The sequence below is a fragment of the Halobellus sp. Atlit-38R genome, assembly GCF_003665925.1.
GTDB lineage: Archaea > Halobacteriota > Halobacteria > Halobacteriales > Haloferacaceae > Haloquadratum > Haloquadratum inordinatus.
Genome location: NZ_QXIJ01000004.1, coordinates 284,487 through 307,280, shown reverse-complemented (window position 1 = coordinate 307,280; position 22,794 = coordinate 284,487). Strand labels below are relative to the sequence as shown.

The 22,794-nt window shown below is 65.9% G+C and carries 25 protein-coding genes and 1 tRNA gene; 11 read left to right on the top strand and 15 right to left on the bottom strand.

Annotated elements, in window-relative coordinates:
- On the bottom strand, positions 1-2,070 hold the full coding sequence (locus D3D02_RS08245; protein ID WP_121569488.1) for a PrkA family serine protein kinase: 2,070 nt from the start codon (positions 2,068-2,070) through the stop codon (positions 1-3).
- Between the two features lie 95 nt (positions 2,071-2,165).
- Here D3D02_RS08245 and D3D02_RS21490 point away from each other — a divergent pair, with 95 nt between their 5' ends.
- Both D3D02_RS21490 and D3D02_RS08240 read left to right on the top strand, forming a co-directional pair.
- Entirely contained in the window at positions 2,166-2,297 is a 132-nt protein-coding gene (locus D3D02_RS21490; RefSeq protein WP_255410153.1) for a hypothetical protein, read from the top strand.
- A 123-nt stretch (positions 2,298-2,420) separates the two neighbouring features.
- Positions 2,421-2,864, top strand: a complete 444-nt coding sequence (locus tag D3D02_RS08240) for a DUF5820 family protein (protein WP_233560606.1) — start codon at positions 2,421-2,423, stop codon at positions 2,862-2,864.
- A 37-nt stretch (positions 2,865-2,901) separates the two neighbouring features.
- Here the strand turns inward: D3D02_RS08240 and D3D02_RS08235 are convergent, their stop codons facing one another.
- From D3D02_RS08235 to D3D02_RS08225, 3 genes are all read right to left on the bottom strand, one after another.
- On the bottom strand, positions 2,902-4,491 hold the full coding sequence (locus tag D3D02_RS08235; RefSeq protein WP_121569487.1) for a hypothetical protein: 1,590 nt from the start codon (positions 4,489-4,491) through the stop codon (positions 2,902-2,904).
- A gap of 87 nt (positions 4,492-4,578) precedes the next feature.
- Complete coding sequence (locus D3D02_RS08230; RefSeq protein ID WP_121569541.1) at positions 4,579-5,643, bottom strand: hypothetical protein; 1,065 nt, start codon at positions 5,641-5,643, stop codon at positions 4,579-4,581.
- Between the two features lie 258 nt (positions 5,644-5,901).
- Positions 5,902-6,732 carry a PspA/IM30 family protein gene (locus tag D3D02_RS08225; protein ID WP_121569486.1) on the bottom strand — a complete coding sequence of 277 codons (831 nt, stop codon included), beginning with the start codon at positions 6,730-6,732 and terminating at the stop codon, positions 5,902-5,904.
- A gap of 58 nt (positions 6,733-6,790) precedes the next feature.
- On the opposite strand from D3D02_RS08225, the gene D3D02_RS08220 reads away from it, so the two are divergent.
- A complete protein-coding gene (locus tag D3D02_RS08220) occupies positions 6,791-7,498 on the top strand; it encodes an alpha/beta hydrolase (protein ID WP_121569485.1) in 708 nt (235 codons plus the stop codon).
- Here D3D02_RS08220 and D3D02_RS08215 read toward each other — a convergent pair.
- The 5 genes from D3D02_RS08215 to D3D02_RS08195 all read right to left on the bottom strand — a co-directional run bounded on the left by D3D02_RS08215 (position 7,477) and on the right by D3D02_RS08195 (position 11,429).
- Entirely contained in the window at positions 7,477-7,899 is a 423-nt protein-coding gene (locus D3D02_RS08215; RefSeq protein WP_121569484.1) for a hypothetical protein, read from the bottom strand. The genes D3D02_RS08220 and D3D02_RS08215 overlap by 22 nt on opposite strands.
- A gap of 226 nt (positions 7,900-8,125) precedes the next feature.
- A complete protein-coding gene (locus tag D3D02_RS08210; RefSeq protein WP_121569483.1) occupies positions 8,126-8,455 on the bottom strand; it encodes a transcription factor S in 330 nt (109 codons plus the stop codon).
- Positions 8,456-8,544: 89 nt separating this feature from the next.
- Positions 8,545-9,729, bottom strand: a complete 1,185-nt coding sequence (locus D3D02_RS08205; protein ID WP_121569482.1) for a lycopene cyclase — start codon at positions 9,727-9,729, stop codon at positions 8,545-8,547.
- A gap of 64 nt (positions 9,730-9,793) precedes the next feature.
- A complete protein-coding gene (locus D3D02_RS08200; protein WP_121569481.1) occupies positions 9,794-10,462 on the bottom strand; it encodes a hypothetical protein in 669 nt (222 codons plus the stop codon).
- A gap of 7 nt (positions 10,463-10,469) precedes the next feature.
- Entirely contained in the window at positions 10,470-11,429 is a 960-nt protein-coding gene (locus D3D02_RS08195) for a CopG family transcriptional regulator (protein WP_121569480.1), read from the bottom strand.
- 104 nt (positions 11,430-11,533) lie between these two features.
- Here D3D02_RS08195 and D3D02_RS08190 point away from each other — a divergent pair, with 104 nt between their 5' ends.
- Entirely contained in the window at positions 11,534-11,794 is a 261-nt protein-coding gene (locus D3D02_RS08190; protein ID WP_121569479.1) for a ubiquitin-like small modifier protein 1, read from the top strand.
- A gap of 61 nt (positions 11,795-11,855) precedes the next feature.
- Here D3D02_RS08190 and D3D02_RS08185 read toward each other — a convergent pair whose 3' ends face one another.
- Positions 11,856-13,160 (bottom strand): acetamidase/formamidase family protein, encoded by a 1,305-nt coding sequence (locus tag D3D02_RS08185; RefSeq protein WP_121569540.1) that lies wholly within the window; start codon positions 13,158-13,160, stop codon positions 11,856-11,858.
- A 98-nt stretch (positions 13,161-13,258) separates the two neighbouring features.
- Positions 13,259-14,617: a RimK/LysX family protein gene (locus D3D02_RS08180; RefSeq protein ID WP_121569478.1), complete on the bottom strand. Its 1,359-nt coding sequence runs from the start codon at positions 14,615-14,617 to the stop codon at positions 13,259-13,261.
- A 148-nt stretch (positions 14,618-14,765) separates the two neighbouring features.
- Between D3D02_RS08180 and D3D02_RS08175 the strand changes: the two genes are divergently transcribed.
- From D3D02_RS08175 to D3D02_RS08145, 7 genes are all read left to right on the top strand, one after another.
- The gene (locus D3D02_RS08175) at positions 14,766-15,782 is read left to right on the top strand and encodes a succinylglutamate desuccinylase/aspartoacylase family protein (RefSeq protein WP_121569477.1); all 1,017 of its coding nucleotides are present in this window, start codon (positions 14,766-14,768) and stop codon (positions 15,780-15,782) included.
- A 124-nt stretch (positions 15,783-15,906) separates the two neighbouring features.
- On the top strand, positions 15,907-16,302 hold the full coding sequence (gene sdhC, locus D3D02_RS08170; protein WP_121569476.1) for a succinate dehydrogenase, cytochrome b556 subunit: 396 nt from the start codon (positions 15,907-15,909) through the stop codon (positions 16,300-16,302).
- Positions 16,302-16,673, top strand: coding sequence for a succinate dehydrogenase (locus tag D3D02_RS08165; RefSeq protein WP_121569475.1), 372 nt, complete (start codon positions 16,302-16,304; stop codon positions 16,671-16,673). The genes sdhC and D3D02_RS08165 overlap by 1 nt, the downstream gene beginning before the upstream one ends.
- Before the next feature lie 13 nt (positions 16,674-16,686).
- A complete protein-coding gene (locus tag D3D02_RS08160; RefSeq protein ID WP_121569474.1) occupies positions 16,687-17,577 on the top strand; it encodes a succinate dehydrogenase/fumarate reductase iron-sulfur subunit in 891 nt (296 codons plus the stop codon).
- Positions 17,578-17,646: 69 nt separating this feature from the next.
- Positions 17,647-19,491: an FAD-binding protein gene (locus tag D3D02_RS08155; RefSeq protein ID WP_121569473.1), complete on the top strand. Its 1,845-nt coding sequence runs from the start codon at positions 17,647-17,649 to the stop codon at positions 19,489-19,491.
- A 79-nt stretch (positions 19,492-19,570) separates the two neighbouring features.
- Positions 19,571-19,664: transfer RNA gene (locus tag D3D02_RS08150), tRNA-Leu, on the top strand.
- A gap of 219 nt (positions 19,665-19,883) precedes the next feature.
- The gene (locus tag D3D02_RS08145; RefSeq protein ID WP_121569472.1) at positions 19,884-20,123 is read left to right on the top strand and encodes a helix-turn-helix domain-containing protein; all 240 of its coding nucleotides are present in this window, start codon (positions 19,884-19,886) and stop codon (positions 20,121-20,123) included.
- Positions 20,124-20,245: 122 nt separating this feature from the next.
- Here the strand turns inward: D3D02_RS08145 and D3D02_RS20885 are convergent, their stop codons facing one another.
- The 4 genes from D3D02_RS20885 to D3D02_RS08130 all read right to left on the bottom strand — a co-directional run bounded on the left by D3D02_RS20885 (position 20,246) and on the right by D3D02_RS08130 (position 22,754).
- The gene (locus tag D3D02_RS20885; RefSeq protein ID WP_199723034.1) at positions 20,246-20,395 is read right to left on the bottom strand and encodes a hypothetical protein; all 150 of its coding nucleotides are present in this window, start codon (positions 20,393-20,395) and stop codon (positions 20,246-20,248) included.
- Between the two features lie 91 nt (positions 20,396-20,486).
- The gene (locus D3D02_RS08140) at positions 20,487-20,834 is read right to left on the bottom strand and encodes a hypothetical protein (protein ID WP_121569471.1); all 348 of its coding nucleotides are present in this window, start codon (positions 20,832-20,834) and stop codon (positions 20,487-20,489) included.
- On the bottom strand, positions 20,827-21,744 hold the full coding sequence (locus tag D3D02_RS08135) for an ABC transporter permease (RefSeq protein ID WP_121569470.1): 918 nt from the start codon (positions 21,742-21,744) through the stop codon (positions 20,827-20,829). The genes D3D02_RS08140 and D3D02_RS08135 overlap by 8 nt, the downstream gene beginning before the upstream one ends.
- The gene (locus tag D3D02_RS08130) at positions 21,741-22,754 is read right to left on the bottom strand and encodes an ABC transporter permease (RefSeq protein ID WP_121569469.1); all 1,014 of its coding nucleotides are present in this window, start codon (positions 22,752-22,754) and stop codon (positions 21,741-21,743) included. Before D3D02_RS08130 ends, D3D02_RS08135 begins: the two co-directional genes overlap by 4 nt.
- Between the last annotated feature and the right edge of the window lie 40 nt (positions 22,755-22,794).

The window sequence follows — 22,794 nt, the reverse complement described above, 5'->3', positions numbered from 1 at the left end:
TTACTCTTCCAGTTCGCTCTTTGCCACCTCCGCGCCGGCGAACTCGAGCACTTCGCGGGCTCCCTCCGGGGAGTAGCCCTGGTCGATCAGGGCGTCGATCCACGCGCTGCGCTCGTCGTCGTCGAGTTCGTTCGCGCTGACCAGCGCCGAGAAGTTGATGTTGTGTTTCTTGTCTTCCCAGAGCTTGCGTTCCAGCGCGCGGCGGAGTCGGTCGTTGTCCTGCGGGTCGAAGGACGTTCCGTCGCGGGCACGGCGTGAGACCCAGTTCGAGACCTCCTGGCGGAAGTCGTCCTTCCGGTCTTCGGGGATCTCGAGCTTCTCCTCGACCGAGCGGAGGAACGTCTCGTCGGGGTCCTGTTCGCGCCCGGTGAGCTCGTCTTCGACGGTGGCGTCGTCGATGTACGCCATCACGTGATCCATATATTTCTCGCCCTGCCGCTGGATCTCTTCGAGGTCGTACGCGAGCGCGTGCCGCACGTCCTCGATGGCGCGCGCCTTGTACTCCTCGCGGACGAGTTCGAGGTAGCGGTAGTAGCGATCGAGGTTGTCCTCGGGAATCGATCCGTGGTTCTCCAAGTTGGCCTCGAAGTGCGAGAACACCGACAGCGGCGAGAGGTACGACCGGTCGCGGTGGGTCGAGTCCATAATCGCCTCGGCGATCTCGTCGCCGATGAACCGCGCGGAGACGCCGTCCATCCCCTCGCCGATGTCGGCTTTCTCCTCGCCGCTCTCGCGGAGCTTTCGGACGTCGACGTCGTCGCCGTCGTCGATTTCGCCGTTGTACGCCTTCGCCTTCTGCACGAGCGACACGTTGCCGTCGGATTCGGTGATCCGGGTGAGCACGCCGAACAGCCCCGCCATCTCTAAGGCGTGCGGTTCGATGTGCATATCCGGGACGTCGGCGTTCCGGAGCATCTTGCGGTAGATTTCGGCCTCCTCGTCGTACTCCAACACGTACGGGAAGTCGATCCGCTTGGTCCGGTCGTTGAACGCCTCCATCTTCTCGTCGCCCTTCTTCTCTCTGTATTCGGGCATGTTCGTCCGCCCGACGATCACCTGGTCGATGTCGATCCGGGGGTTGTTCTTCGGCTTGATCGTCTGCTCCTGGGAGGCGTGCAGGAAGTCATAGAGGAACTCCCGCTGGAGCTTCAGCAGCTCTTCGCCGGAGAAGAGCCCGCGGTTGGCGTTACAGAACGCCCCGGAGTAGTCGAACGCGCGCGGGTCCGACTCGCCGTAGACGGCGAGTTTCGAGTAGTTGACGTCGCCGGTGAGTTCGGTCTCGTCTTGGTTCTTCTTGTCCTTCGGCTCGAACGTCTCGACGCACTGCCGCTTGTTCTCGGAGGCGACGAGGCGGACGATCTCGACGTGATTCTCCAAGACGGCCTGGAGGTCGTCGTCGTAGGACGCAAGCAGCGAGTCGAGATAGAACTCCGAGGCGGGGTCGAGCGTCTGGTCGTTCCGGATCGTGTAGGGCGCGTCCAGTCGCTCGTTGAGGCGTGCGAGGACCTCGTCGCGCTGCTCCTGTGGGAGGAGGACCAGCGGGTCCTGATTCATCGGGGAGGTGACGACATCGTCCTCGGGGTCCTGATCGCGGATGACGTCGCAGAGGTTCGTCCACCGGAAGGTGTACATCCGCCCCGCGTCCGTCGCGGTGTAATCCTCGAAGTAGCGGCGGACCATCCAGTCGAAGTGCGATTTCCCGGAGCCGACTGGGCCGAGGAGGAGTTTGATCCGCTTCTCGGGACCGAGTCCGCGCGCACCGGATTTCACCTTGTTCACGAACTCGTGAATCGACTCGTGGACCTCCCGTCCGTAGAAGGTGTTTTCACCGTCGTGGAGCGGGTCTTCGGCGGCCATCCGATACTCGACGACGCCGGCGTCCTCGTCGTAGTCGGTGCCGTAGTGGTCGAACATATCGGCCACGCGCTGGTGGGCGTTTCTGGCGATACGCGGGTCTTCGTACACCGCGTCGAGGTACCACTCGAAGCGCTTCGCTTCGCGAAGGTCCGAGGGAACCGAGTCCTTGTATTGCCGACTCAGGGATTCGAGGGTTTCTCTGTCACCGTTCATTGTTTGTCCGTCCCGGGGAGCGACGCCGCGTCTCCCTGGCGCGTGGCGAGGGTAGACGCGCACGGACGCGATGGCGCGCTCGTGGCAAGTATGATATGAGTACACATACCAATCAGCACGCGCGCGGCGAGACGTCATCGGGCGACAGCGACCAGGCGGCGACAGGGCGACAGAACGTCGGGATTCAGCGGGCGGTGCGCGTACAGGCGGTCGCTCGATCCGATTGACCGAGACTGAGAGTGTGTGAGTGATCGACACACATAAGCCTTCCCTCGATTTGGGGGGCAATACCCGGGAACTGTCCGGCCACAACGCGACGATATATGTATCTAGGAACTCGAAGCCGGAGTATGGAGGACCGCCCGCGACCGGCGAGAGACGACGAACGCGACGGCGCGGCAGACGACGCCCCCGAGAGACCCCCATCCGGTTGGACCCTCTGGAACGACGAGCCCCAGGGCCGCCGTATTCTGGTGTTTCGGCCGGACGTGTTCAACGAACAGAACGACCTCCCCGCGGCGTGTCTCCCGACGATTATGATCTCGAACGGGTCGCGGGCCCGCCGTCCCGGTGCTTCCCAGATTCCGACGACGACCTGGCACGTCGTCCTCACGCTCGAACCGGAGATCGAGGCGGTAGCCGAGTCGTACGACAGCCGCGAGGCCGCCCTCGCCGGTGCGAACGACCTCGCTCGTCGCTTCGCCGACGGCGACGTCGACTACCGCGCGGCGTATCAGATCCCGCGTGAGACCTACTTCGAGCGCCTCGACGAGGTCGTCGGCGCCGGCGAGTGAGCGTATTCGGTCAGACTACCACGCCACAAACTGGTCCCTACCACTGCGCGAACGGCGCTCCGCCCGCGACACGTTCGACGTACTCGCCCTGCATCTCGCTGATCGCCGCCGGCAGCGACGCCCCGTCGTCGACCGCTTCGCGGACCCTCGCTCGCTTCCACGCGCTCGGAGAAGTGTGCGCCGCATCGCGCCGCGCCTCGATCGGTCCGAGTGCCCACTCGGTCGCGTCCGCGCCGACGCCGAGCGCGTCGAGGCCGCGACGCGCGAGCCCGAACAGGTCGTCGTAGATAGCTTCGGTTTCTCCCGTCTGCTCGCCGTCCTGCGTCACCCACCGTACGTCCGCGTCCGGGCCATCGTCGACCGCGGCGTAGAACGACGCTCGCGCGTCCTCCCACGAGAGCGTCGCGAGCGGGTGGTCCGCGACGTCGACGCCGCGGAGCACGCCGGCGACGAGCGCCTGCACGCCGACGGTGTCTCTGAGCGTCGGCTGCGTCGGAAGCGGCCGATACTCGATCCGCACCGACTCCTCGCTCGCCCCCGGGATCGGTCCGCCGTCCGCGCCGCGCGGGATCTCGCCCCCGAAGACCGGGCGGACCCAGCGCCAGTACGTGCCGCGTTTCGCTCCGAACGCGGGGTAGCGCTCGCTGCCGGGGTCTCCTTTTCCCCCACTGTCGTCCCGCGTTTCGTCCCCGTCGCCGGCTTCGTTGCTGTCTCCACCCAGATCCGGCGGCGCGACGAGCGTCGGATCCTCGGCGATTCGGTCGATCAGTTCACCGATACTCGCCGCGTCGCGCGGGACGCGGCACTTGTTCGTTCCGTCGTCGACGGAGCGCTCGAAGATCGGAATCCGGAGTTCGTGCGGCGTCTGCGCGAAGACCTCATCGACACCTGAGAGTGGCTCGTCATCGTATATATCGGCTGGGAGGAACGGCGAGTTGGCCGTCAGCGAGAGAATCGGCCCCATCGTCCGCGTGGCGACGTTCAGGTAGCGCGGAATGTCCGTCGGGTCCGGGAGCTGGAGGTGTGGCTGCATCGACGTCGCCAGCGACTCGACGAGCATCGAGCGGGCGTCGTCGTAGCCGGGCAGCCCGAGTTCGGTTCGTCCCCCGTTCGCCGCGCGGATTTTCTGATCGAGGGCGACGTACCGGGGAACGGGGCGCATATTGTCGGCGAGAAAGATCCCGTCGGTCTCCGTCCCCGCGCTGAGATACTGGCGCGTGCCCGACTCGGGCGGCACAGTCCACATCGCATCGAGGACGAAGCGGCGGTCCGACTCGCCGAGGTGGCGCTGGACGTCGTCGTAGATTCCTCGCAGTTCGTCGTACTGCCGGCGGAGTCCCGCGTCGGAGACGACGTCCGGCGCAGTGTGCATCTCGGCGTTGTGGACGCCGAGCTCCCGGCTACAGCCGTCGATCTCGAAGAGGCTCTCGGGGGCGGCCGCGAGTCGGCCGTCGGCGTCGACGACGTAGCCCTCGAGTTCGAGTCCGACGGCGAAGTCGGGCGCGTCGAAAGCGCCCGCGGCGACGTCGTTCCGCAGTGATTCGGCTTCCCGGTCGACGCGGCGCTCGAAGGCCGCGCGTCGGTCTGGATCGAGCGCCGCGCGGACGGCGTCGGTCGTCTCGGTCATTGCGTACGTGTCGCGGCCGACGGGTACTGATACTGTCGGCTGTGCGCGTCCCGCACGGTGCGCTGCACTGGACTGGCTCGGGGCCACTCACTCGCTGTCGCGTCCACTACCGCCGCGTCCACTACCGCCGCGTCCACCGCCGACCTCGTCGCTGCCGGTCGTACGCAGGATGAACGGACCGATCGAGAGCGTCCGCTTCGCGATCGTGCCGATCCGGAGGACGAACGACAGGAGGATCGCGAACGGCGCGAGCGCGATCGAGGCCGCGAGCGCGACGATCCAGACGTAGTGGGCGATACCGAGCGTCGCCCCCGACACCGATCCGAGCGTACCGTGAAACAGCAGCGTGTTCGTCGCCACCAGCAGTGCCGGAACCGCGCTGTAGAGCATCGCCCGCGAGAGGTCGACCAGTTCCCACTGGAAGTACAGCGTTTTGACGTGCTCTCTGGCGGGACCGAACAGCGTCAGCGCAGCCACGACCGAATCGAGCGCGTCGCGCAGCTCCCGTATCGACTCGGCGTCCGCAGTCTCGTCGGCCTCCGGAAGCGACTCGCGCAGTCGTCGCGCCTCGTGGATCTTCCAGGAGTAATTGAAGTTCAGCGCCGCCGAGAGGACGCCGAACGTACCGAACTGACGGTCCGCGAGGTCGCTGCTGACTGACGAGGCGTGGCCGCGGACGTCGTCGGCGAAGGCTCGCGTCCGCTCGGTTTCGACCCGCTCGGAGGCGACGGCCGCTGCGGCCTTCGAGAGTCGAGCGCCACGCCGTTCGACGCCGTCGACGAGTACCCGGAGGAACCCTGCGGGTGTCGCCGGCGCGATCTCGACGCCCAGTTCGTCCTCGATGTCGCGGCGGAACGACATCGCGCCCTCCATCCGGTCGCGCTGGTCGCCCAGCGTCCCCAGTTCCTGTGAGAGCACGAGCGAGTTGATCGAGACGACGAGCGTGACGCCGGTGATCGTCGCGGTCACGAGCCCCTGAAAGAGCGTTTCGACCGGGTCGCCGACCGAGAGGACGACCCGGTCGGGGACGACGGCGGCGACGAGGAGCGTCCCGAGAACGAAGCCAGCCAGGACGACCGCGGCGACGACCCACCGGTTCGCCTCCAGCAGGAGCCAGAGCTTCAGCCGGTTCTCCGTGCCGCGGCGGCGCATCGTGTCGCTCGGCTCGTCGGCCGACTCCTGGCTCTCTGCGGCTTCGTTGGCCGGTGTCTGGCCAGCGGGCGGTTCCTCGACGGCCGACCTGTCGGTCGTCGCGTCCTCACTCGCCGTCCCGTCGTCGGCCGACGTCTCTTTGCCCATCATCGGTATTCTCGAAGGCCGCAGCGACAGTGGCGTCCAACGTCCCGGCCGCGTGGGGAACCGTGCTCGCGCCGACGTCCGCGACGCAGCGGCGTGCTCGGCTCGCGAGGGTCAGTTCTCGTCGTCTTTCAGCTCTTCCAGTTCGGCTTCGACCTCGGCGTCGGAGACGTCGACGTCCGGGGCGCTCTCCTCGCCCACGTCTGCTTCGGCCTCGGCGTCGGCGGCTTCCGTCTCCCCCTCGTCGGCCCCGCCCATCTCGGCTTTTAGCGTCTCCAGTTCCGAGTCGACCTCGGCGCCGGTGCGACCGCTTTCGAGCTGTCGGTCGATGCTGTCTTTGTCCGACATCGCCTCGTCGAACGCGCCGGTGTCGACGAGTTCGTCCATCGCCTCCGAACGGGCCTCCATCTCGTCGGTGCGTTCCTCGGCGCGCTCGATCGCCCGGGAGACGTCGGCCATCTCGTCGCCGACGCCCGTCATCGCCTCCGAGACGCGCGAGGACGCTTCGGCGGCCTCGTAGCGGGCTTTCATCGTCTCCTTCTTCGTGCGGAACTCCTCGATTCTGCCCTGGAGTTCGTTCTTCTTCTCGACGAGGTCGTCCTGAGTCGACTGGAGCTCTGCGATCTGTCCCTCCAGTTCTTCGATCTGGGACATCTTCGCCTGCTTCTTCTCTAGGGCCTGCCGAGCGAGGTCGTCGCGGCCCTGTCGGACGGCCTCGCGGGCCTGGTCGTTGTGCTTTTCGACGTTCTCTTCGAGCCGGCGCTTTTGAATCTCCAGGCGCTTCTTCTGGGTCGTCAGGTCGGCGATGCCTTGCTTTACGTCCTGCAGTTCGTCACGCATCTGCTCGTAGGAGTAATCGAGCGTTTCCGTCGGATCCTCTGCGCGGTTGAGGAGGGCGTTGAGCTTCGAGCGGACGACGTAGGACGCGCGTGAGAGGATTCCCATACGTCCCACGTTGGGCACGCTGGAGTTAAAACCTCACGTGCCGAACGCCGCACGTTCGATGAGCGAGACGATTCTGCTGCCCGGCGGCCGCGACGCTCGCGGGACGCTCGGCGTCGCTGCAGATTCTGATGGCGCCGCCGCGGACACCGGGACCGACGACGCGGCGACTGCGGCCGACGCGTGCGTCGTCGCGTGCCCGCCACACCCCCAACACGGCGGCCACCGCGGCGACCAGCGCCTCCGGGCGGTGAGCGACGAACTCCGAGAGCGCGGGATCGACTGTCTGCGGTTCGACTACGGCCCCTGGGACGGCGGCCGGGGCGAACGAACCGACGCGCTGAACGCCGTCGCGTGGGCGAACGAGCGGTACGATCGCGTCGCGCTGTTCGGCTTCAGTTTCGGCGCGTCGGTCGCTCTCTCTGCTGCCGCCCACGGTGCTGACGTCGTCGCGGTCGCCGCCCTCGCGCCGGATGCGCGGCTCGGTGCGACACGAGCGGGTCCCGATACACCGGACGACGGCAGCATCGGCGGTATCGACGTCGTCGCGGGTCTCCCGAAGATCCCGGAGCGGATCGGCGTACAAGTGCTGTACGGCACGCGCGACGACGTCGTCGACGTCGGGACAGTCGTCGACGCCGCACGCACGCGCGGTCACTCGATTGTCGAGTTCGCCGCGGATCACTTCTTCATCGGGCAGGCCGGAAAAGTCGCAACAGCCGTCGCGGATTTCTTCGAGCCGGCGCTTCAGGCGGACGTCCCGCGGTAGCCCGCGGCGAAGGAGACGGCGACTGCGACGACGCCGGCGACGACCGCGAACGTCCAGAAGCCGGCCCACGCGGCTGCGCCGAGATCCGTCGTGACCGCGTACGTGACCACGACGCCCGCGAGGCCGCTCCCGACCGGGACGAGAAACGCGAGGTCGCTCCACTGGCCGCCCGCGTTGGCGTACTCGACGGCGTAGCCCCAGAGGTTGCCGAGGGTGAACCGGAGGACGACGACCGCGAGGAGGCCGGAGACGATGGCCGTGACGAGCGCGAATAACGGGGGCGTGGTCTCGAATCCGGCACTGTTGCGCCAGAGCGACCACCCGGCGCCGAACAGGAACGCGGCGAGGTCGAGGAGGTGCCACGGGCGGAGTCGGTCGCGGAAGCGTTGGTGGAGGGACATATCTCGCCGTTCGGTGGCCATTGGTAATAGTGTACCGTGCCGCGCAGAGGCGGGAGCAGTGCGGATGCGGGGCTGTGGCGGATGCGGGGCTGTGGCGGAGGCGGTACCTACGAGTAGTACCGCGAGGCGAGCGAACGCGAGCCTCGCGGCTTTTTTCCCTCCAGGTTTTTTGGCCGGGGTCGAGCGCCGCCACAGGCGGCGCGAGGCCCCGGTGAAAAAAGGTGGGTTAGTTGTACCCCCGCCACCGGTGGCCGCACTCGGTACACTTGAAGAATCGCGTCGGCGGTTCGTCGGCCGAGCCGGTCTGTTTGATCGTGTACCACGCCTCTTGATTGCCGCACTCGTCGCAGACTACGTCGGTGGCTGTCGGCTTGCCCTCGAAGTTCGCGTCTTCGGTGGTTTCGATCACGTCGTCGTCGGTCTGGGCCTCCGTCGAGACGAACTGCTCGGCCAACTCCTCGTCCTGTTCGGCCTGCGCGCCGCAGTCCTCGTTGGTGCATACCATCGCGCCGTCCCGAGAGACCATCATCGAACCGCACTCGTCGCAGAACTGCATTTACCCCTCGTACCGGTCCCGGACACAAGTGTCTCTCGGGAAAATGTCGTCAGGAGTGTCCGCCGCGTACGCCAGGGGCCACCGGGGCCTCACTCCCGCTCGTCGGCCGCGGCGGCGCGCCCCCTGCCGTTCACTGTCTCGTGAATCCCGATCACGAGCGCCGGGACGACGAGCATAAACAGGTGTTCTTCGACCGGAATACCAAGGAGTTCGACGCCGGTCCGCAGCGGAATCGCGAACACCCCGATTTCGAGCGTGTACCAGTCCCAGACGTACGCGAGGGGATAGAGAGCAAGGATCGTCACCGCGGCGCGGCGGAGGGCGTCGGCGTACACCAGGAGAGCGAGCGCGAGGGTGCCGAAGGCGATTTCGGTCGCGAGGTAGGTGTACGGGCCGAGCAGGCCGATGTCCGGGAGCGGAACGGCCGCGAGCGGGCGGTACCAGACGGCGACGACCAAGAATGCGAGGAAGACGTACGCGCCGCGGACGAGCAGCATAGTCGCCACCGTCGCGTCTGCCCGGGTCGCGACGAGCGCGACGATTCCGAAGGCGACGGCAGCCAGCGGTGCGGACGCCGGGAACGGCCCGCCGACGGCGAACAGGACGACGAACACGAAGCCGAGATACAGCAGCGCGTACGCCAACCGTCGCGCGCGTTCGAGACCGAGCGCGACGGCGACCGTCCGCTTGCCGATGGAGCGGTCGTACTGGTAATCCGTCGAGTCGTCGACGATCTTCACACCGGCGAGCGTCGTGAGAAAGACGAGCGCGAATCCGAGCGGTTCAGCGCCGAACTGCCCTGCCTGGGCGTAGTGCCCGCCGACGATGGCGAGCGCGATGCCGAGTGGGTACCCGAGCGTCGTCGTCACCGGGTTCGTGTCGAACTGCGGGGCGTGGAAGAATCCCAGCAGCCACATCGGGACCGTGACGACGGCGGCGACGACGCCGACGCGCGTGCCGAGCAGCGCGGTGACGATGCCGAACCCGAGCGTCGCGCAGGCGAGCGCCCGTCGACAGCCCGCTTCGCTCATCGGGTGGTCGTCGTCCTCGCCGCGACGGTAGAAGTCCACGTAGCCGTCTTTGACGTGCGCCGTGTAGACAGCGAAGAACGTGGCGAGCGCGTGGAGGACGAGCGGTGCGGGCGTCGCCGACCCGGCGAGGACGGCACCGAACCCACTCGCGGCGAGCGGCGGCAACATAAACACCGGGTGGACCTGCGAGAGGAGCGCGCCGAGGTCGGTTCGCTCCTCGCTCCCCTGGCGAGCGAACGCCATATGGTACCATTTGTCTATATACGCAAAAGCGTTCGGCAGGATTCTCGATCGCTCGCGGACGGGCTCACTCGTCGACCATCGGACACTCCCGCACCCGGAAGTGATCGGCGTCGACGACAGCGACGATCTCCGTTCCGTCGTGAGCGCAGGCCAGCTCCGGCGGTTCCGTCAGGTACGGACACTTCTGGCAGTACTTCGTCTTCGAGACGACGTGTTCCGTGGCCCGCGACGACGTCCGCGTCGTCGTGCCTGCTTCGGAGACGCTGCTGGCGGTCTCGCCGAGCCCGACCTGATCGGCTGAGTCGTCGCTTTCGAGCGACGACCAGAGCGTCTCCGCTTCGATATCGCCGACGGACATCTCCTCGAAGAGGTCGTCCGCGTCAACGCTCTCGCCGCGACCTGTCCCGTGGTCCTCGCCTGTGGCGTCGCCCTCGGCGTTCGGCTTGCTCGCATCGCTGCCGCGGACGCTGTCACTCTGCGTCGTCGACGCGGTCTCGGGATCCCGTGCATCACGGCGCTCGGACACCCGACGCGCTAGATCCGACAGCGGAGCCCGTTCCTCCTCGGGGCTGGTTTCCGGTTCGGGAGTCGCGTCCCGCTCGTCCGCTGCTCCCGCAGAGAGTTCGTCGTCGTCGACCCAGTCGATGTCGGTCGCCTCAGCCGCATCCCGCTCTGGCGACGTCCCAGGGTCCGCTGAGCGATCGGCGTCAGCGTCTGTATCTTCGTCGGTCACTTCTCGATCACTCGTTTACCTGCGCTGTGTTCGCAGTTCGATCCGTGTCGCCCTCGGAGACGTCCTCTGCTGCGGTACTCTTCTCTTGGTCTTCTCCTGCGGTATCGTGAGTCGTGGACCCATCCGCGCGCGCACCAGACGTATCTTCTGCGCCCCGACTTTCGTCGTCGAAGAGACCATCGCGTTCGGCGGCGGCGCTCCCGGATTCGGTCGGTGCCTCCAATGCCGGCCGCTGGCCCACCGTGAGCCGGTGTGAGCCGAAGAATCCGCGCTTCGGCTCGACGCCGTCGAACGTCGATTCACAGTGCGGGCAGAACGGGCCGTCGAGCAGGCCGAGGTGGACCGACCCACCGCAGGACTCACAGACGGCCTCGGCGACGCCCTGTCGGTTCGCCTCCCGACGGAGGTCGGCCGCCGCAGCGCGCTCGTTCGAGTCCCGTTCGAGGGTCGCGATGCGCCCTCTGAGGTCGACGATGGCGCTGGCGACGGTATCCAGTTTCGCGTCCTGGTCGTCGGTCGTCTCGGTGAGGTACTCCAAGATCTCCTCGTAGTTCTCGAAGCCCTGACGGAGCCGACGTTCGATGTCGGGGTGATCGTGGTCCTCGGGCGCTTTGGCGTCGGTTTCGCGCTTGACCTGGATGACGCGCTCGCGGACGTCGGTGATCTTTTCGTCGAGGTCGTCCTCCAGCGCGTTGATCCGCGCGACCATCTCGGCGACGTCGGCCGTGAGAGCGTCGACCTCCGCTGAAACCGCAGTATCGTCGGCGGAGTCCGGCGCGCTCCCGAGTAGTTCGGCGACGTCGATCGATTCAGGGTCCTCGAGAGCTTCCGGATGCTCGTCGAGCAGACGGTGGGCCGCGAGGAGCCGACGGAGGACATCCGCTCGCGAGGTATCTGTGGCCGCGGCTCTGTCGGCCACCCACGAGTCGAGTTCTTCCGGTAGCCCGTCGACGCCCTCGCTCCCCATCTACCGCACCCTTTGGAGTCCGTATCTTAAGTATTCCCTTGGTCCCACAGAATATTCGCTGGACCCACAGAAGCATCCAACTTCCGGGGCGACGAAAGCAGCGTATGGACGTCACGGTGTACGGACCGCTGCGGAGCGCGACCGGCGACAAGCACGTACAGATCGAATTCGAGGGTGGAACGGTTCGAGACGCGATCGAGGCGCTGGTCGCCGCGTATCCGCGGGCGAAAGCCCAGATGTATCGGAACGACGGCCGGGTCGCCCCGAGCGTTCGCATCTCGGTCGACGGCGACCCGGCGGACTTAGACGATCCGTGCCCGGCCGACGCGTCGCTCGCTGTGCACCCGGCAGTTCAGGGCGGGTGAGCGTCCGCGCGGTCGCCGGCCACCGTCTACGTGCGACTCACCGTCCGTCGGCGCTCGCGGCTCACAACCCGTACTGTTCGCGCACGAGGTGGCTGAGTCCGCGGTCCGCGAGCGTATCCATCGGCGCGAGCATCGTCAGCTGGACGACGCCGGGGAGCCGACCGATTTCGACGCCGCCGGTGAACGTGCAGCGGGTCCGGACCTCGCCCTCGCTCATCCCCAGCAGGTCGCCGGCGCGGTCGAAGGCGTTCTCTGTGGCGTCGTTGACCGTCGCCCCGGATCCGATCACCTGAATCGGCCCCATATCGGTTTCGACGTCGACGCCGTACTGCGCGCCGAGTTCGCGGCCACGCTCGATGTCCGATTCGCTGTACGGTTTGCTGATGTGCGGGAGGTCCTCCTCGTTGGGCAGCAGGAGCGGTCCGCCGATGTCGAGACCTTTGATGACCTCGACCTCGAACTCGGTGTGGCCGCTGACGTCCGTCGTGTGGAGTGCGAGTTCGCCGTCGCCCTGATTGGCGTGCATATCGCCGACGTAGATGCCGCCGCCGTCGACTTTCACCGGACAGATGAGGACCGCACCCTCGCGGACCGCGTTGATGTCCATATGTCCGTCCGTTCGGGCGTCCAGTTCCGATTCGTCTTCGAGGCCCCACTCGTGGCTGGCACCGATGAGGAACTGGCCGAAGTCGCCGGCGTTGTGCGAGTCCGGCAGTTCGACCGGCGGCGTCGTCCCGATGTTGCCGAGGAACGGCCGGAGATGTCCGAGCGTCCCCGGCATCTCCGAGGGTTCGTACAGCAGAATCGGATGTTGTCGTGAGTTCTCCGGCAGCGCGCTCGCCTCCGCGGCGCGCTCGGCGAGGTCGTGGGCGGCCGCCTCGTCGACGGTCAGGCCGACCTCGTAGTCGTCGTCGAAGACGGCCGTGATGCCGTACTCGAACGCGAACGAGGAGGCGTTCGCACCGCACTCGGCACACCTGATGGCGTCCTCGCCGGTCCCCTCGACGACGCTCTCGGGCCACTCGGCTCCGCACTCCGGACAGCGGTGGTCCACGAAGGGGTCGTCGCCGAAGGCGTCCTCGCGTTCCGCCATCGATCCGGTGCTCGTGGCGACGCTCGTCACTTCGATGTTCTTGATGTGGATCGCGACCGCGTCGCCGACCTCCGCACCGTCGACGGCGATCGGCTTCGTGACCTCGTGACCGCCGCGAAACTTCGGTGTGATCATCGGTCCCCAGCAGGCCGGCGGCGTGTGCGTCCGGACCGTACCGCCGTCGGCGACCGTCCCGGCCCACTCCTGGTCGGGACCGACCAACCCGAGCGTGTACTCGTCGACCTCGAGTTCGGTGACTACCTGTTGAGACATATACATTGTAAACGATCGTGAGAGAATCTATTAAGCGTTGGTGCCGAACGGACAGAACGCGAGATATAGTGGCTAAGAGCCGGTGAAAACGGGCAGGTCTACTCCAGGTACTCCTCTTCGCGCTCCTCGTCGTCACGGCCGGGTTCGTCAGTCCGGCGCGTGACGTCGACCTGGTAGTGCTGGAGGATGTCGCGGCCGAGAAGCAGCGGGTAATCCATATGCGAGCGGTCCTCGATGCTCGCCGTGACGGTGTGTTGGGTGCCGCCGATCCCGATGACGAGGTCGACGACCGGGCGTGCCTTACCGGACTTCAGCGAGCCGGACTTCACGCGCGTCATACTCTTGATCGGCCCGGCACCGATCTCGGCGGCCAGCGAGGTGTCGATGCTCGTCCGCGTCGCGCCGGTGTCGGACTTGGCTTTCGCCTGCGTCGACCCGCTGGTACCGGAGACGACGACCTCCTCGATGTAGCCGATCGTCGGTCGGTCGCCGACCGGGCCCGAACTGACGCGCGGCATCCCGGCGGGCCGGGAATCGTCGAGCGTCGCCGACAGTTCCTCGACGCGCTCGTCGTCGACTTCGCCGCCGACGCGCTCGATCGCGAGTTTCGCGATGTACGGCGCGGGACTGCGGCCGGTCGCTTTGTGCAGGCCCTTGAACCCGGCGGTCGGGTTGACTTCGAGGACGAACCAGCCGTCGTCACCTTCGATGAGGTCGACGCCGACGTAGTCAAGTTCCATTACTTCGGCGGCGTACAACGCCGTCTCGCGCGCTTCCTGTGGCATATCGTCGGTCGCGTCGACGACGTCGCCGCCGAGCGCGACGTTCGTTCGCCACTCGCCCTCCGGCGCGTAGCGGTACATCGCGCCGACGACTTCGTCGTCGACGATGTAGACGCGAAGGTCGCGGTGTTGCGTCTCGTCACGGTCGATGAGGTCCTGCAGGAACGCCTGGCGGTTGCCGACCTTGGGGTTCACGGGTTCGGTGAGATCGACCTTCCAGGTGCCGCCGCCGTGGGTTCCGATGGCGGACTTGTAGACGCCGACCTCCCCGAAGCGGTCGCGACCCTTGTTCAGGCGGTCGTTAGAGAGTGCGAGCAGGGCGTCGGGGACCTTGATGTTCCAGTTCGCGAGCGTCGCGGCAGTTGCGAACTTGTGGATCGCGGTGAGCACCGATGCCGGTTCGTTCAGCATCGGACGGATCCGCTCGAACGTCGTCGCGAGGCCGAGCAGTTCGGCCGGTTCTTCGGTGTTCGAGAGCAGCAGACGGTTGGCGACGACGTCGACCTCCGGTTCGATCGCGACGTCGCCGTTTTCGATGGAGATCGCGGAGTTCTCACGGCGTAACCAGATACCCTCGTGGCCGAGATCGTCGACGGCGTTGAGGATAGCCTTCGTCTCCTTGCTGTTGTGTAACGAGAGGACGCCTACGCGAACTTGCTCTCCGTCGGAAGACATACTGTTCCGTACTCAACCACACAATCAAAGAGGTGCCGATCCAGCACTCAGAACGGCTGGTGTGACCGTTTCACACTTCGGGGTCAGCGCGGGTGCGAGCACGGGAGTCGGTGCGAGCGTTTATCCCCCCGGCCCGTCCACGGCGAGTATGAGCACCGACGGGACCTTCACGTACAACGGCGGGAAGGTCGATCCAGGAGAGCGGCAGAACCTCCGCTACGGGATCAGCGAGACGTATCTCGGGGACCCGGTCCGCATTCCGGTCACTATCATCAACGGCGAGCGAGAGGGGCCGACCGTGTTCCTGTCTGCGGCCGCGCACGGCGACGAGCTCAACGGTATCGAGGTCGTCCGTGAGGTCGCTCACGAGTGGGACCTCTCGGATCTCGCCGGGACGCTCGTCTGTCTCCCGGTGCTGAACGTCCCTGCGTTCCTCGCTCAGCAGCGCTATCTCCCCATCTACGACCGCGACCTGAACCGATCGTTCCCCGGCCACGAGGACTCGACGAGCGCGAAGCGGATGGCCGCGCGCATCTTCGACAACTTCGTCGCGCCCTGTGACTTCGGGCTCGACTTCCACACCTCTACGCGCGGGCGGACGAATATGCTCCACGTCAGAGCCGATATGTCCGACGACGACGTCGCCCGACTGGCCCGGTCCTTCGGCACGAACGTGATCATCGACTCCGAGGGGAGTGACGGCGTCCTCCGAACCGAAGCGACGCGGGTCGGTATTCCGACCGTCACGATCGAGATGGGCGAAGCCCACCGGTTCCAGCGCGGGCTCATCGACGACGCGCTCGCGGGCGTCAAGAGCGTCTTTGCCGAGTACGAACTCCGGGAGGCCGGCTCGGTCCGCTGGCCCGGCTGGCGCACTGTCATCGACAGCGCGAGCGAGAAGACGTGGATCCGCGCCGACGCCGGTGGCATCGTCGATATGCACTACGAGCGCGGCTCGCTTGTCCACGAGGGCGAACGCATCTGCACGCTCACCGATCCGTTCAAGAGTGACAACATCGCTGTCGAAGCCCCCTTCACCGGCCTGCTCGTCGGCGTGCTGGAGAACCCCGTGGTCTATCCCGGCAATCCGCTCTGTCACCTCGTCGAACTCGACGAAGACGTTCGCCGGGTCGTCGAACGGGAGCAGTCGGCCGGTTCGCGGTAGCTTCGAGGCGGTCTCGACCCGCCAATTTCGCCGCTGAACACGCGTTGGCAAATAGTTCCAGCGAATGGCTCTCGACCCGTACACGTAAGTTCTATAGTGGGTCCGTCCTGAATCTCACAAGAGTATGAGTCAGTCTTACAATCGGGGCCTCATCGAGGACTTCGGCCGCTGGCGGGAGTTCTCAGCGGGAATGTGGGCCTGGGTGTTCCACAAGTTCACGGGTTGGGTGCTCGTGGGGTACCTATTTACCCACATCGCCGTCCTCTCGACGGCACTGCAGAGCCCGGATGCGTACACGACGACGATCCAGACGCTCGAGGGATTGTTGGTCGTCCGCATCCTGGAGGTCGGATTGCTCGCAGTGGCCGTCTTCCACATCCTCAACGGTCTCCGGCTACTGTTCGTCGACCTCGGCGTTGGCCTGGAATCTCAGGACAAGAGCTTCTACGCGTCGCTGCTCCTGACGGGTGCGATCGTCGTCGCGAGCGTTCCGACGTTCCTCGCGGGGGTGTTCGGCTGATGGCCGAGCGCTACTCCTCGTTCCAGGCCGGTGGACGCCGGTGGCTCTGGCAGCGCATCACGGCCGCGTTCCTCGTGGTCGTCCTCGCGTTCCACTTCTTCCTCCTGCACTTCGTCCACCACGCCGACGAAGTCACCTTCGCGATGTCGCAGGGGCGGATGCAGGAGCTGACGTACTTCTCGCTCATGATCTTGTTCCTCCTGACGGCGACGTTCCACGGCGTCAACGGCGTCTACAACGCCCTCATCAATCAGGGCCTCACCGGGACCCGCAAGACCGCCGCGAAACTGGTCCTCGGCGTCGCGAGCGCCGTCGTGATCGTGCAGGGCGTCCGAACCGCACTCGCGTGGGCCGGAGGCGTCCCACTCTAAGCGTCACAGTACAATGAGCACGCAACTTCCCGAACAGGTCGAAGAAGAATCGTCCGCCGCCGAGGCCGAACCGACGTCTGCAGCACAGGAACGCCGGCTGGAGAAGAAGCGACAGCGCGCCGAAGAGAAAGAGCGCCAGCGCCAGGCCGAAGAGGCCGAGAAAGCGCTCGAGGAAGAGGACACCTACCATCTGAAGGTGTTCCGCTACGATCCCGAGATCGCGGGCAAGAAAGAGCCGCGCTTCGACGACTTCCACGTCCCCTACCACAAGGGGATGACCGTCCTCGACGCGCTGATGTACGCGCGCGACACGTACGATTCGAGCCTCACGTTCCGGCACTCCTGCCGACAGGCGATCTGTGGCTCGGACGCGATGTTCGTCAACGGTTCCCAGCGACTCTGCTGTAAGACGCAGCTCTCGGACCTCGAAGAGCCGGTCCGCATCGAACCGCTCCCGCACGCCGAGGTCGTCAAGGACCTCGTCGTGGATATGGAGCACTTCTACGACCAGATGGAGGCCGTCGAGCCGTACTTCCAGACGAACGAGCTTCCGGAGGGCGAACTCGAAGAGCAGCGCCAGACGCGTGAGAACCGCGAGAAGGTGAAGATGTCCACGCGCTGTATCTGGTGTGGCGCGTGTATGTCCTCGTGTAACATCGCCGCGGGCGACAACCAGTATCTCGGCCCGGCAGCGCTCAACAAGGCGTATCGCTTCACGATGGACGAGCGCGAGGGCGAGGATATGAAGCAACAGCGGCTCGAAATCCTCGAACAGGAACACGGCGTCTGGCGGTGTCAGACCCAGTTCTCCTGTACGGAGGTCTGTCCGAAGGACATCCCGCTGACCGAGCACATCCAGGAACTCAAGCGCGAAGCGGTCAAGAACAACCTCAAGTTCTGGTAGACCTGAGGAGTACGTAACCGCAATTCACGCGACGAACACGAGACCAACGCAATTCAGCAATCATACATTATGCACGAACACGACGTCATCGTGGTGGGCGCGGGAGGCGCGGGCCTTCGCGCGGCCATCGCGGCACAGGAAGAAGGGGCCGACGTGGCCATCGTCTCGAAACTGCACCCGGTTCGGAGCCACACCGGGGCCGCCGAGGGCGGCATCAACGCGGCGCTCCGCGAGGCCGACTCCTGGGAGGACCACGCCTACGACACGATGAAGGGGTCGGACTACCTCGGCGACGCGCCGGCCATCGAGACCCTTGCACAGGACAGTCCCGAGGAGGTCATCCAACTCGAACACTGGGGGATGGCCTTCTCCCGAGAGGAAGACGGTCGCGTCTCTCAGCGTCCGTTCGGCGGCCTCTCGTTCCCGCGGACGACCTACGCCGGCGCGGAGACGGGACATCAGCTCCTGCACACGATGTACGAACAGCTCGTCAAGCGCGGCATCGAGGTCTACGACGAGTGGTACGTCCTCGATCTGGCCGTCAGCGACGAGGACGACCCCGAAGACCGGACCTGCCACGGCGTCGTCGGCTACGACATCCAGTCCGGAAACATCGAGGGCTTCCGTGCCCGCGACGGCGTCATCCTCGCGACCGGCGGCCTCGGCCAGGTCTTCGATCACACCACCAACGCCGTCGCGAACACCGGCGACGGCGTCGCGATGGCCTATCGCGCCGGCGTCCCGATCGAGGACATGGAGTTCATCCAGTTCCACCCGACGAGCCTGCCCAGCACGGGCGTGCTCATCTCCGAGGGGGTTCGCGGCGAGGGTGGGATCCTCTACAACTCCGAGGGCGAGCGCTTCATGTTCGAGTACGGGTACGCCAGCAACGACGGCGAACTCGCCTCACGCGACGTCGTCGCTCGCGCCGAACTGAGCGAAGTGAACGAGGGACGCGGCATCGAGGACGAGTACGTCCACCTCGATATGCGCCACCTCGGCGAGGAGCGTATCACCGACCGCCTCGAGAACATTCTCCACTTGGCCAAGGACTTCGAGGGCGTCGACGCGCTCGAAGAACCGATGCCAGTCAAGCCCGGCCAACACTACGCGATGGGCGGCATCGAGACCGACGAGAACGGAGAGACGTGTATCGGGGGGCTCTACGCCGCCGGCGAGTGCGCGTGTGCGTCCGTCCACGGCTCGAACCGTCTGGGCGGGAACGCGCTGCCGGAACTCATCGTCTTCGGCGCGCGCGCGGGTCACCACGCCGCGGGTCGCGATCTCGGCGAGGCCGAGATCACCACCGGCAAGCGCGGTGAGTGGGAGTCCGGCGACGTCGAGACGCCAGTCGCTCCCGGCGAGGCTGGTATCTCCGGCGCCGACGCCGTCGCGGACGGCGGTGCGGCCGCCGAGGGCTCTGGTCTCTCGCCTGACGAACTCGTCGCGCGCGCGACCGAGCGCACGGACCGGCGCGTCGACGCGCTCCTGGAGAACGACGGCCGCAACCACTCGGAGATCCGTTCGGACGTCCAGGAGTCGATGACCCAGCACGTCAACGTCTTCCGAGAGGAGGACGGCCTCAAGCAGGCGCTCCGCGACATCCGTGACGCCCGCGAAGCGTACCAGAACGTCGGCGTCGCGGACCAATCGCGGACGTTCAACACCGACCTGCTGCACACTATCGAGACCCGCAACATCATCGACATCGCCGAAGCTATCACGCTCGGTGCGCTGGCGCGCGACGAGTTCCGTGGTGCGCACTGGCGGAAGGAGTACCAGGAGCGCGACGACGAGAACTGGCTGAAGCATACGATGCTCTCGTGGAACGACGGGTCGCCGGAACTGTGGTACAAGCCGGTGCTGCTGGAAGGCGACGAGAAGCGCTACGAGCCGAAGATCCGGAGCTACTGAACGGCGTTCCACCGCCGTTTTTTCTGCTCGGACGAAGGTGCCGTCATCCATATACGACAGCGTCGCGTACGTTTCGATCGGAAGGGTGGCTCAGTGGTAGAGCAATCCGGCAGTGACCGTCAGACGGTCGCGCCGGCTTACGGCTTCGCGTGGTTCGACTCCCGCCCCTTCCACTTCTGTACCGAGACGCGACCTGGCCACTCGGCCGCGCCGATATCGTCACCAGTCGAAAAAAACGGCGACGATCGGCGGCGAAAAAGAAATGAACATTCGCCCACATTTCACAAAACGAGTCTGAGAGGCGCTCTAGCGCTATTTCTCGAATCGAGGCTGTTCGACAATCGTCGTGGATGGGTTTTATTATCGTCGAATCCAAGGAGTAGACAACAACGATGCAGGGCACGATGCACACACGACCGACAGCAGGGCTCGAAGCGCCGACGATTCCGTCCGAGCTCGAATCGCCGCGCGCGAAACTCGTCTATCTATTCCTGTCGACGTATGGGGAAGCGACGATTTCCGAACTCGAATCCAGTCTGGAGATGAAGAAGATTTCGCTGTACAGTATTCTTTCGACGCTGTGTGAACGCGGCCTGATAGACCAGGACGCCGAGCGCTACCGCCTCTGTTAGATCCGCGAACTTGCCGTAGTCGCTGCTCGCCGATCGATCACGAGCGCTGCCGCCAGCAATAACGCGAAAAAGAACCCGGAGAGTGGGGTCGGGGCTGCGACGACAGCCCACTGAGGCGGAGATCAGATTTCGTCGCCGGTACGGAACAGCGTCAGTTCCTCGGCTTCGTAGATGTTGATGAGCTCGCTGACAATTTCGTCGTAGTCTTCGTCTTCCTGACGGAGCGAGTCCAATCGCGCGACCGTCTCCTCGTCGAGGTGCACCTGTGGCATACCCGAGACCACGCCGTGGGGAAACTTAAGCGCCCGGTCACTGTCCGGTCGTGCCCAACGTCTCACTCGTCAGCGACGGCGACAGGCCAGCTCACAGGCCGACGAGCAGGATCGAGGCCACGACGGCGGCGGCCGACCAGCCGACGCCGATCCAGGTCAGCACGGCGAACGCCTGTCGGGCCCCGCCCTGATTCCACCCCGACTCGCCGCCGAGGTGATCCTGCACCGCCGTCATCGACTCGCCGAAGCCGACCGTCCCGGCCCACGTCGCGACCCCGAATCCGAGCACCAGCGTGCCGAGTGCGAAGGACGCGTCGGTCGCGGCTTTGGCCCCGGCAACCGAGAGAAGTGCAGCCGCGACGACAGCGCCGACGAACGCGCCGACGCCAACCCACCGCGTGACCGCGCGACCGAACGGTCGGACGTCGATCTCAGTCAACGGTCTCCCGCATCCGCGGGTCGAGCGCGTCGCGCATCCCGTCGCCGAGGAGGTTGAACCCGAGCACCGTCAGCGCGAGCAGCAGGCCGGGGAAGAACGACCACCACCACGCCCCGGAGAACAGCCCGAATTCGACGCCGTTCGAGAGCATCATCCCCCAGGTCGGCTCGCCGGGACTGGCGCCGAAGCCGAGGAACGAGAGCGCGGCGATGTCGATGATGGCGAGGCCGTAGTTGAGCGTCGACTGGACGGTGATCGGCGCGAGGCAGTTCGGCAGAATGTGCCGGACGAGCAGTCGCGGGTCGGTCGCGCCGAGCGCCTTCGTCGCGTCGGTGTACTCGTCTTCGAGTACTTTCAGGGCCGCGCCGCGGACGACGCGGGCGAACCGGGGCGTGTAGACGAGCGTCAGCGCGCCGACTGCACGCCACAGGCCCAACTCCTCGGGGAAGATCGTGACGAGCGCGAGCGCCAGCAGGAGCGACGGGAACGACAGTAGGACGTCCATCGTCCGCATAATGACGTTGTCCGTGAGGTCGCCGTAGTACGCCGCGACGATGCCCAGGCCGACGCCGAGGAACGTCGAGGCCGCGACGGTGACGGTTCCGTAGAGGACGGCGTACCACGCGCCGTACAGCACCCGCGGGAAGATGTCACGAGCCTGTCCGTCCGTGCCGAACGGGTACTCGATACTGGGAGCGGCCTCCGAGGGGTTGGTGCCGAACTGCGTCGCCATCAGATTGCTGAGGTCGTAGGTGAACCGCGCGTAGATCGCGACCACGACGACGACGGCGATGACGACGAGCCCGGTGACTGCGAGCCGGTTCGAGAAGAGTTGCGAGAGGAACGGACTCGCGCGCAGGCGCTCGACGATGCTTCGATCGACGGTTCCGGTCTGTGTTTCTGTGCTCATTGTTCGATGCGGGGATCGAGGACCGAGTACGTGATGTCGACCGCCAGGTTGACCAGCGTGTACAGCACGGCGAAGACCAAGACGGTTCCCTGCACGACGGGGTAGTCGCTGCGGCTGATCGCGTCCACCAGGAGCGTGCCGATGCCGTTGATCTCGAAGACGGTCTCGGTGAGGACGGCGCCGCCGAGGAGCGAGCCGAACTGGATGCCGATGACGGTGATGACGGGGATGAACGCGTTACGGAGGCCGTGTTTCATCACGGTGATCTTCGACCCTTGGCCCTTCGCCCGGGCAGTCCGTATGTAGTCCTGACGGATCACCTCGACCATCGACGAGCGCATCATCCGCGAGAGCAGGGCCATCTGGTAGATACCCAGCACAACCACCGGCAGGAGCAGGTGCACGACCGCAGACTGGAACGCCGGGACGTTCCCGGCTAACAGCGTGTCGACGAGGATCAACCCCGTGGCCGGTTCGATGAAGTACTCCGAGCCGATCCGGCCGCTGGTCGGCAAGATCCCGAGAAACTGCGCGAAGAGCAGGATCAAAAGCGGGCCGCTCCAGTAGATCGGCACGCTGATCCCGCTGAGCGCGCCGACACGGGTGAGGTGATCGGTCCAGGTATCCTGCTTGACGGCACTGAGGATGCCCAGCGGGAGCCCGAACAGGAGCCCCGCAAACTGCCCGAGCAGCGCGAGTTCGATCGTGATCGGGAGCCGGTCGACGAGGATCTGGCTCACCGGCGTGCCGCGATTCACCTGGTAGGACTGACCGAAGTCGAACGTCGCGACGTCGCCGAGGAATCGGACGTACTGCTGCCACAGCGGGTCGTCGAGTCCGAGATCCGAGCGGATCTGCTCGACGAACTCCTGGCTCGCTCTGTCGCCGGCGATGACCACGGCCGGATCGCCGGGCGAGAGATGAAGGATGGCGAAGACGACGGTCGCGACCCCGAACAGCACGGGGAACAAGAGAAGCAGCCGTTTCAGGACGAATCGATTCGAGACCATTCTGGGGCGCGGTGAGTGAGATACTGAATGAGACGGTACT

Excerpts from the sequence above, each read along its gene's own strand:
- D3D02_RS08155 (WP_121569473.1), top strand. The coding sequence starts at position 17,647 with ATGCACGAACACGACGTCATCGTGGTGGGCGCGGGAGGCGCGGGCCTT.
- D3D02_RS08210 (WP_121569483.1), bottom strand. The coding sequence starts at position 8,455 with ATGCAGTTCTGCGACGAGTGCGGTTCGATGATGGTCTCTCGGGACGGC.
- D3D02_RS08235 (WP_121569487.1), bottom strand. The coding sequence starts at position 4,491 with ATGACCGAGACGACCGACGCCGTCCGCGCGGCGCTCGATCCAGACCGA.
- D3D02_RS08130 (WP_121569469.1), bottom strand. The coding sequence starts at position 22,754 with ATGGTCTCGAATCGATTCGTCCTGAAACGGCTGCTTCTCTTGTTCCCC.
- D3D02_RS08175 (WP_121569477.1), top strand. The coding sequence starts at position 14,766 with ATGAGCACCGACGGGACCTTCACGTACAACGGCGGGAAGGTCGATCCA.
- D3D02_RS08215 (WP_121569484.1), bottom strand. The coding sequence starts at position 7,899 with ATGTCCCTCCACCAACGCTTCCGCGACCGACTCCGCCCGTGGCACCTC.
- D3D02_RS08245 (WP_121569488.1), bottom strand. The coding sequence starts at position 2,070 with ATGAACGGTGACAGAGAAACCCTCGAATCCCTGAGTCGGCAATACAAG.
- D3D02_RS08240 (WP_233560606.1), top strand. The coding sequence starts at position 2,421 with ATGGAGGACCGCCCGCGACCGGCGAGAGACGACGAACGCGACGGCGCG.
- D3D02_RS08190 (WP_121569479.1), top strand. The coding sequence starts at position 11,534 with ATGGACGTCACGGTGTACGGACCGCTGCGGAGCGCGACCGGCGACAAG.
- D3D02_RS08145 (WP_121569472.1), top strand. The coding sequence starts at position 19,884 with ATGCAGGGCACGATGCACACACGACCGACAGCAGGGCTCGAAGCGCCG.
- D3D02_RS08160 (WP_121569474.1), top strand. The coding sequence starts at position 16,687 with ATGAGCACGCAACTTCCCGAACAGGTCGAAGAAGAATCGTCCGCCGCC.
- D3D02_RS08195 (WP_121569480.1), bottom strand. The coding sequence starts at position 11,429 with ATGGGGAGCGAGGGCGTCGACGGGCTACCGGAAGAACTCGACTCGTGG.
- D3D02_RS08225 (WP_121569486.1), bottom strand. The coding sequence starts at position 6,732 with ATGGGAATCCTCTCACGCGCGTCCTACGTCGTCCGCTCGAAGCTCAAC.
- D3D02_RS08220 (WP_121569485.1), top strand. The coding sequence starts at position 6,791 with ATGAGCGAGACGATTCTGCTGCCCGGCGGCCGCGACGCTCGCGGGACG.
- D3D02_RS21490 (WP_255410153.1), top strand. The coding sequence starts at position 2,166 with ATGAGTACACATACCAATCAGCACGCGCGCGGCGAGACGTCATCGGGC.
- D3D02_RS08135 (WP_121569470.1), bottom strand. The coding sequence starts at position 21,744 with ATGAGCACAGAAACACAGACCGGAACCGTCGATCGAAGCATCGTCGAG.
- D3D02_RS08165 (WP_121569475.1), top strand. The coding sequence starts at position 16,302 with ATGGCCGAGCGCTACTCCTCGTTCCAGGCCGGTGGACGCCGGTGGCTC.
- D3D02_RS08180 (WP_121569478.1), bottom strand. The coding sequence starts at position 14,617 with ATGTCTTCCGACGGAGAGCAAGTTCGCGTAGGCGTCCTCTCGTTACAC.
- D3D02_RS08205 (WP_121569482.1), bottom strand. The coding sequence starts at position 9,729 with ATGGCGTTCGCTCGCCAGGGGAGCGAGGAGCGAACCGACCTCGGCGCG.
- D3D02_RS08230 (WP_121569541.1), bottom strand. The coding sequence starts at position 5,643 with ATGCGCCGCCGCGGCACGGAGAACCGGCTGAAGCTCTGGCTCCTGCTG.
- D3D02_RS08185 (WP_121569540.1), bottom strand. The coding sequence starts at position 13,160 with ATGTCTCAACAGGTAGTCACCGAACTCGAGGTCGACGAGTACACGCTC.
- sdhC (WP_121569476.1), top strand. The coding sequence starts at position 15,907 with ATGAGTCAGTCTTACAATCGGGGCCTCATCGAGGACTTCGGCCGCTGG.
- D3D02_RS20885 (WP_199723034.1), bottom strand. The coding sequence starts at position 20,395 with ATGCCACAGGTGCACCTCGACGAGGAGACGGTCGCGCGATTGGACTCG.